Annotated in this window: 6 protein-coding genes and 1 tRNA gene; 6 read left to right on the plus strand and 1 reads right to left on the minus strand. The window is 74.4% G+C overall.

The window, feature by feature from the left end; all coding sequences use genetic code 11:
• Positions 1-52 precede the first annotated feature (52 nt).
• From QJR14_10175 to QJR14_10190, 4 genes are all read left to right on the plus strand, one after another.
• Complete coding sequence (locus QJR14_10175; protein ID MDI3317965.1) at positions 53-865, plus strand: hypothetical protein; 813 nt, start codon at positions 53-55, stop codon at positions 863-865.
• A complete protein-coding gene (locus QJR14_10180) occupies positions 862-2,037 on the plus strand; it encodes a nitrilase-related carbon-nitrogen hydrolase (GenBank protein MDI3317966.1) in 1,176 nt (391 codons plus the stop codon). The genes QJR14_10175 and QJR14_10180 overlap by 4 nt, the downstream gene beginning before the upstream one ends.
• On the plus strand, positions 2,030-3,508 hold the full coding sequence (locus QJR14_10185; GenBank protein ID MDI3317967.1) for a bifunctional folylpolyglutamate synthase/dihydrofolate synthase: 1,479 nt from the start codon (positions 2,030-2,032) through the stop codon (positions 3,506-3,508). Before QJR14_10180 ends, QJR14_10185 begins: the two co-directional genes overlap by 8 nt.
• A gap of 275 nt (positions 3,509-3,783) precedes the next feature.
• The gene (locus QJR14_10190) at positions 3,784-4,593 is read left to right on the plus strand and encodes a hypothetical protein (GenBank protein ID MDI3317968.1); all 810 of its coding nucleotides are present in this window, start codon (positions 3,784-3,786) and stop codon (positions 4,591-4,593) included.
• Between the two features lie 142 nt (positions 4,594-4,735).
• On the opposite strand, the gene fbp is transcribed toward QJR14_10190, so the two are convergent.
• A complete protein-coding gene (gene fbp, locus QJR14_10195) occupies positions 4,736-5,869 on the minus strand; it encodes a fructose-1,6-bisphosphate aldolase/phosphatase (GenBank protein MDI3317969.1) in 1,134 nt (377 codons plus the stop codon).
• Positions 5,870-6,065: 196 nt separating this feature from the next.
• Between fbp and QJR14_10200 the strand changes: the two genes are divergently transcribed.
• Positions 6,066-7,271, plus strand: a complete 1,206-nt coding sequence (locus QJR14_10200) for a hypothetical protein (protein MDI3317970.1) — start codon at positions 6,066-6,068, stop codon at positions 7,269-7,271.
• Positions 7,272-7,373: 102 nt separating this feature from the next.
• A tRNA-Val gene (locus QJR14_10205) sits at positions 7,374-7,448 on the plus strand.
• Positions 7,449-7,731 lie beyond the last annotated feature (283 nt).

The raw sequence follows: 7,731 nt of genomic DNA on the forward strand, positions 1-7,731 counted from the left end.
CGACCCGGGACCCCCTTCCGGCCGACGGCGAGCTCGAGGAGAAGGTGAGGCGTTGGATCGGCTCTACGGGGTGGCGGTCCCCGATCTCCGCCGGCTGCCCGCCGGCCTGGAGGCGGGGGCGCTGGTGGTGGCCGCCCCCTCGCCCCGCGACTGGAGCGGGCTGCTGCGCGAGGCGGAAGCGGTGGCGCGCGGCCGCGGGCTGTGGGTGGTGGTGGCCGGGGCGCGGCGGGAGGCCGGCCGCCGGCTCCTCTCGGCCGCCTGCTTCGGGCCGGAGGGAGGACCGGTGGCCGTGCAGGACGAGCTCTTCCCGCCCGAGGGCTGGGCGCCGGGCGGGGAACTGGCGCTCTTCGACCTGGCGGGTTGGCCGGCGGCGCTGGTGGTGGGGGAGGACATCCTCTGGCCGGAGGTGGCGCGCCTGGCCGCGCTGCGCGGGGCGCGCCTGCTGGCGGTGGCGAGCCTCTACCCGCCCGGGCGGCCCGCGGGGGCGGACGGGGCGGGGGCCCCGGGGACGGCGGCGGCGCCGCTTCCGGGCGGTGCCGCGGGCTGGGCGCAAGTGGCCGGCGGTTGGCAGGAAGTCCAGCAGAACCAGGTCTTCGCCGTGGAGAGCCCGCTCTGCGGCCAGCTGGCGGGGCGCTCCTCCGACGGCCGGCCGGCGGTCTGGGCGCCCTGCGAGATCACCCCCGGGGGCCGCGGCTGGCTCGACTGGAGCCCGGACCCCGAGCGGCCGGCGGCGGCCTGGCTCGATCCCGGCCAGCTGGCGTCGATCCGGAACGCCTATCCGCTCGAGCGCTTCCTCAACCCTGCGCTCTACCGGGCGCGCCTGGCGGAGGCCTACGAACGGCTGACGGGAGGCGAACGTCGGTGAGTCATGGCGAGGAAGGAAGGGGGTCCCCCGGGAGCGAGCTGCTTCCGGTCTCCGGGGGGGCGCCGCTCTTCCGCTTGGCGCCGGGCGTGGCGGAGGCGGCCCTGGGCGAGGCCGGCTTCGCCGGCTTCACCGCCGGCGCCGCGGCCGGCGAGCCGGAGGCAGCCCCCCGCCCCGAGGGGCGGGCGTCGCGAGGGCTTGTGCGGGTGGCGGCGGTGCAGATGGAGCTCCGGCTTCACCGGCGCGCCGCGGACTGGGCGCGGCAGGTGCGCGACCTGGGCCTGCGCGCCGCCCGCCGCCTGGCCGGTCTGGAGCCGCCCGCCAGGGTGGCCGGCCTCGCGGCAGGACCGGCGCTGATCGCCTTCCCCGAGGACGTGGCCACGGGTCTGGTCGGACTCCTTCCCGACATCGACGCGCTGGCCGTCCGGGCGGAGCGGGCCCTGCGCGGCGAGATCCCCGCGGAGGAGGCGCCGCGGGTGGCCGACGTCTTCGCCGCGGTCGGCCCGGCGGCGGAGGAGCTGTACACCCGCGTCTTCGCTGCGCTGGCCCGGGAGACGGGCGCCTGGGTGGCGGCCGGGAGCGCCAACCTGCCAGGCGGGGACGGCTGCGTCTATAATGTGGCCCACCTCTTCGCCCCCGACGGCCGCCTGGTCGGCCGACAGGCGAAGGCGCACCTGCTTCCCCTCGAGGCCGCCTGGGGCCTCGTCCCCGGCCGGGAGCTCCAGGTCTGGGAGCTGCCCTGGGGACGGCTCGCCCAGCCGGTCTGCATGGACGCCACCTACTTCGAGACCTTCCGCATCGCCCGCGGCCTCGGGGCCGACGTGGTGGTCATCCCCAGCGCCAACCCGGAGCACCCGTACAACGAGTGGACCTCCGCCCGCGGGATCTGGCCGCGGGTGCAGGAGAGTCAGGTGTACGGGGTACAGGCCTCCATGGTGGGAAGCTTCCTGGGGGTGGAGCTGAGCGGGCGGAGCGGCATCTTCGCGCCCCTGGAGCTGTCGCCGGGGGGCGATGGCGTGCTCGACCGGCTGGAGGATCCCTACCAGGAAGGAGTGGCCGCGGCCGTGCTCGACCTCCGGGCGCTGGACGCCTACCGCTCCCGCCACCCGCTGGGCGCGCGCCTCAACCGCGCCGTGATCGGGCAGCTTCTGGAGGCGTACGGCCGGCTTGGGTGAGGGCGAAGGGGTCGAAGGGGGGGCGGCCGCCCGGGTGGCCGCCCGGCTGGCAGCCGCCCCGCGCTTCGCCAGCCCGCCCGGGCTGGAGCGGATGCGGAGGCTGGCCGAGGCGCTGGGCCACCCCGAGCGCCGGCTCTCGGTGGTCCACCTGGCCGGGACGAACGGGAAGGGCTCCGTCTCCGCCATGGTGGCCTCCATCCTGGCTGCCGCCGGCCACCGGGTGGCCCTCTTCACCTCGCCCCACCTGGTCGGCTGGGAGGAGCGGATCCGCGTCGGAGGCCGCCCGGTGGGGAGCGGGACGCTCTGGGCGGCGCTGGAGGTGGTGGAGCGGGCCGACCGCCGCAGCCGGCGGACGGGGGAGCGGGAGCTCCTCCAGTCCGAGCTGCTGACGGCGGCCGCCTGGTGGCTCGCGGCTTCGGCGGGCGCGGAGTGGCTGGTCCAGGAGACCGGACTGGGCGGGCGCTTCGATCCGACCAACGCCGTGGAGGCTCCGCGGGCGGTGGCCTGGACACCGGTCGGCCTCGACCACACGCGCATCCTCGGCCGCACCCTCGCCGCCATCGGCCGCGACAAGGCCGGCATCGCCAAACGGGGGGCGGAGGCGGTCAGCGCGCCGCAACGCCCACCGGTGCGGTCGGCGCTGGAGGCGGCGGTGGCCGCCGCAGGCGGCCGCCTCCGCCTGGGCAACCGCGACTTCCGGGTGAAGCTCCGCCGTCTCCTGGACCGCTTCGCACCCGGGGACGGCCTGGGCGGAGTGCTCTTCGACTACCGGGGGCCGCGCTGGTCGCTGAAGGGCTTGCAGGTCCCGCTGGCGGGGGCGCACCAGGCCGGGAACGCAGCCGTCGCGGTCGCCCTGGCCGAGGCGCTGGCGGGGGTGGGCGTGGCGGTCGATCCCGAGGCGGTCCGGGCGGGCCTCTGCCGGGTCGCCTGGCCCGGCAGGCTGGAACCCTTCGTGGAAGGAGGCCGGCTCTGGGTGCTGGACGGGGCGCACAACCCGCACGCGGCCGGTGCGCTGGGCCGCTGGCTGCGGGGGAGCGGCGGCGTGCGGGCGACGGTGCTGGCCATCGGCAGCGACAAGGATGCGGCCGGGGTGGTGCGCGCGCTGGCACCGGCCGGCGGACGACTCCTCGCCCTGGGAGGCCGGCAGGCGGGCTTCACCTTCCACCCGCCGGAGCGCCTCCTGCGCCTCTGGCACGACGCGGGCGGCCGGACCCCGCTGGGCGCGGCCGCCTCGGCCGAGGAAGCCCTGGCCCAGATCCGGGCCTGGGCCGCGCCGGGCGACCGCATCCTGGTCACGGGCTCACTCCATCTGGTCGGGCTCTTCCGCCCGCTCCTGGCGGGGGCCTCGGGGCAGCCCGGCGCGGTTCCCGGCGAGGCTGTCCTCGCCGGGACGGACGGGCGGCCGGCCCTCCCCCGCGGGGCCGGCTTCGCGCTCGAGGATCCGGCCCAGCTCCATGTCGCCCAGCCTTAGCCGGAAACCCCGCCGCTCGCTGAGGGGGGTGTAGGGAGGTCGCCCGGCGGCGGCTTCCTGATGCGACGAATGCGACGGAGAAGGCGAAGAAGAAGAGGACCGACCGCGCTCGATGGGATCCATGCTCCGCCAGCCTCCCGGGGACCTAGTCTGTGGAGGAGCCTCGCTCCTCCATTCACCAGGTCGCTGGGGTTCCGTGGGGCGGCTTCCAGGGGTCCGGGGACCGTCGGTCGATGTGACTGCCCTATAATTGCAGCCAGCAGGGAGGTGGCCGCATGCCGTGGCTGTTCGTCATGTTCACCGCGGTGATCCTCATCCTCCTGCTGCTGGCCGACCACGTGAAGAACCGCTTCCAGCACACCCCGTCCAGCCGGCGGACCCTGGCGGTGGAGGGCCTCGCGGTGGCGGGGGGCGCCGCGCTGCTGGCCTGGCGCCTTCTTCCTCACGCCCCGGCCTGGCAACCGCTGGCCCTGACCGTCGCGGTGGGAGGGCCGGCCTACATTCTGATCGCCTACGTCACGGTCGAGATCTGGCGCCATCGTAAACAAGGCAGTTTCGACCGCCACATCCGCCGCCTCCAACGGGAGATCGACCGGCTCGAGGAGGAGGTCGACCGGCTCACCTGGCAGCTGGCCGAGCTGCAGCGGCGGCGGCAGCGGCTGCGCGACGAGGAGGCGCAGTCGGCCGTGCGGGAGCAGATGCTCCGCGACCAGGTCGAGGCCTGGGTGGCCGCCGAGGACTCCGGGAGGCGGAGCGCCGAGGTGCTGGAGTGGGAGATCGCCTACCGTTCGATGGACGCCAGCCAGCGCTCGGCGGAGCGGGAGCGGATTCAGCGTGCGTTGCGGACGCTCCAGGACGGGGCGGAGAAAGCGGCCCGCGCGGCCCAGCTCAACCTGTTGGCGCTGGCGGAGCTGCTGGGCGGCGACGGGCAGCGATCCACGCTTCGCAGCGTGGAACAGGAGATCCAGTTCTGCCGGAATGCCCGGGAGAACGCCCAGCACCGGCTGGAGCAGCTGGAAGGGGAACTCCAGAGCTGGGTGGAACGGCGGCACGCCTTCCTGCGCGAGCGGATCCCGCTCGACTAGCCGCGTCTTCCCGTGCCGGCGGGGCCGGCGGGCGATGCGAAGCGAACGCGAACCCCGCCGGGTGTCGGCGGGGTTCGCCGTCCTGCTTCGCTCCTTGCAGCGGGCGTCGCGGCCGGCGATCCGCCGGCCGCTGGCGGGGGCGCTACAGATCCGCCTCCCGGGCCTGGGTCGCCGGCCGCTCCGCCGGCACGAAGCGCTCCGCCAGCCGGTCCATGACCTGCGGCATGGTGGTGTACTCCATGTCCTCGGCCGGCAACCGGTGGGGTTCGAAGGGGCCCTGCCGCCGGATGTAGCCGGCGATCTCGTTGGCCAGTCGGCGCGCCTCGTCGAAGGCGACGTCTGCGAACATGTCCCGCGGGCCGATCAGCTCGCCCTCCGCCAGCTGGTAACCCAGGGCGATCACCCGGGGCGGCCCGTCGTAGCGGGTGGGGTGGGCCTGGTCGACGGCGCACGGCATCAGGGGACCGACAAAGGAGCCGCGCATCCAACCGCCCACCAGGTGGGGTGTGCTGAAGGCCTCCAGCACCTCGCCCACGGCGGGCAGCCCGCTCTGGCAGCGGACGATCATGGAGGGGTCATCCTTGCCCACGTATCGCCCCGCGATCAGGTTGAGCCGTTGGGTGGTGGCCACCGCGGCCACCTCTCCCAGCCCGCGGGAGTAGACGGCGCTGATCACGAAGCGGCCGGGCGTCCCGATGAAGGCCAGCAGGTCGTAGCTCTCCTCGGGGCAATCGAGGCGGATCACCTTGTCCTCCCGGAGATCGTGGACCTCGAAGGTGAACCCGCTGTGCATCTTCGGGTCGATGACCAGGCCCGGCGTGTTGAAGGGGTCGGCGAAGATCCGGTAGAGCGGGAGGTTCCAGGCGCCCGGCTCGGTCTTGTCGGCCATGAAAATCACCAGCGGCTCGCTGGGTCGCTCCTCGAACTCCATCTCCGCGATCCCGGGCCCCAGCCCCCGGATGTTGCCCGAGAAGGCGTCGGCCAGGAGGTCCTGACCGGCCCCGTAGAGCTTCAGCCGCTTGGCCACGTCCGTGCAGCCGCGGAACGTCTCCCAGGCCAGCTGGTGGACTGCCGGGTCGTTGACGCCCCGCCGGTGGGTGAGAACCAGGTTGATGTCGTCCCCCACCGAGGAGACGCTGAAGTCCACCAGCAAGCGGCCCTTCTCCGCCGCCAGCGCCTCCCGGGCGTACTCCAGCGTGTCGGGGTGGACCGCCCCGTGGCCCACGAAGCCGCCGATGTCCGCCTTGATCACGCTGACGGTGACCTTCTCGCCCACGAGCTCCCTCCTCCTTTCGGGCTGTCACAGGGATCCGGCGACAAAGCAGGCAGGCTTCACAGAGAGAAGCCCGCTTTCACTGAATTGGATGCTGCGGCGACCGGCTCCTGCTCCCATTCCGCTTTCCGTGCTGCCGCCGAGGCATAGACAGCGCACCCGCCGGCATACCCGTGCCAGGCAGGAAGGAGGGGAGGCCGTGCGCGCGGCGATCCTTCTGGCCGGCCGACCCGGGGGCGGCTGGGCGCCGACCGCTCTTTCCCGGGGGCACCGGAGGCTTCTGGGGCGTCTCCTGCTGGCCCTGGCGCTGCTCGCCCTGCCCAGGCTCTGGTGGGGCAGCGCCCGCTGGCAGCCGGTGGGGAGCATCAGCCTGTTCCAGGCGCTGCCCTCTCCTCCGGACGGGCTCTTTCTTCGCGCCGCCACCCCGGCCGGCCAGGCGCTCGACGGCGTTCTCCACCTGCAGAGCTGGGCCTTCGGTGCGCTTCCGCCGCTCCTCCGCCCGGTCCCCTCCGACGCGGTGCCTGGCGGCGCCCTGCTCACGTCCGGCATGGCGCCGACGCTCCGGGACGGTGTCGAGGCAGCCGGGGGCAGCCCGCTGCTCCTGGCGCCCGGGGAGGAGGCGGCGGTCCGGGTCGCTCCCGACACCAGCCTCTGGCTGGTGCGCCGCGACGCGCTGGAACCCCGCCTCCTGGTCGGACCCGGGCGCCGCGGCGAGGCTGTGGCGGGCGTCGTCTGGGCGGCGGAACCGATCTGGTCCCCCGATGGGCGGCAGGTTTACTTCCTGTCGAACCGGGATCGGGGCGGCGCCGCCTACACCGTCTGGTCGGTGGACGTCCGCACCGGCCACGAGCGTCGCGTCCTCGCGCCGGAGGGACGCGAGAGCCTCTATCTGGCCGGCTGGAATGACCGCGGCGAGCTGCTGGTGGGTTCGAGCCGGGGGGAGCTCCGGGCGCTCTCCGGATCGGGCCGGATCCGCGTCCTCCTCCACGGCGTCCAGGTGGTGGCCGTCTCCCCCGACGGCCGTCATCTCCTCTTCCGGCGGCTAGGACCCGGCGGGCAGGTCCGGCCGGAGCTCTGGGCGGCGGACGGCGAGGGCAGGCAGCCCAGCCGCCTGACCGGTCCCGGCACGCCCGAGCCGGTGGTGCGGGGGACGTGGGCGCCGGGAGGGAAGCGGCTGGCCTATATCGGGTACTCCGGAGCCCCCGGGGGCCGGACCGCGCTGGTGGTCCTGGACGTGAGCGGTCGCCATCCGGCGGGGGGCGCGGCGCAGGTCTTCGTTCCGCCCTCTCCGGCCCTCCGCCTGGACCTGGCGCAGATTCCCGTCTGGCTCGATCGGAACCGGCTCGTCGTAGGCGCCTTGGACGCCGAGAAACACCCCAGCACCTGGATCGTCCGGGTCTGGTGAACGGAGGCGGCGGTGCCCCCAGGTGTGGTAGACTCGGGGTGCTTCCTTTCGCTGGTCCCCCGGCTCGCCGGCTCCTCGGCCGTCGGCTGTCGGGCGTTTCCGGGGCGAATAGCTCAGCGGTAGAGCACCCGCCTTACACGCGGGGGGTCGCAGGTTCGAACCCTGCTTCGCCCACCACCACCGGCATTCCAGAGAGGCAGCCGCATCCAGCAGGCATCCGCATCCGGGCATCGCCCCATCGGGGAGGCCCGGCGGCGGCAGTGCATGCCGTTCCCTCCGCGGGCCATCGTGGCTTCGGATGACCTTTCTGGCCCCTGCCGAGTGCTTCCCGAAACCTCGGAACGATCGTGCAGAAAGTCCTGACATCTGCCGCGTCTGCAGCTTCGCGCGGCCAAATCTTGCCTCAGGCATCATCATGTCGAAAAAGCACCGCTCACCCGGGGGAGCGCAGCGGCCCTCC

It is taken from the genome of Bacillota bacterium, from assembly GCA_029961055.1.
Taxonomy (GTDB): Bacteria; Bacillota; Sulfobacillia; order JAIMAT01; family JAIMAT01; genus JAIMAT01.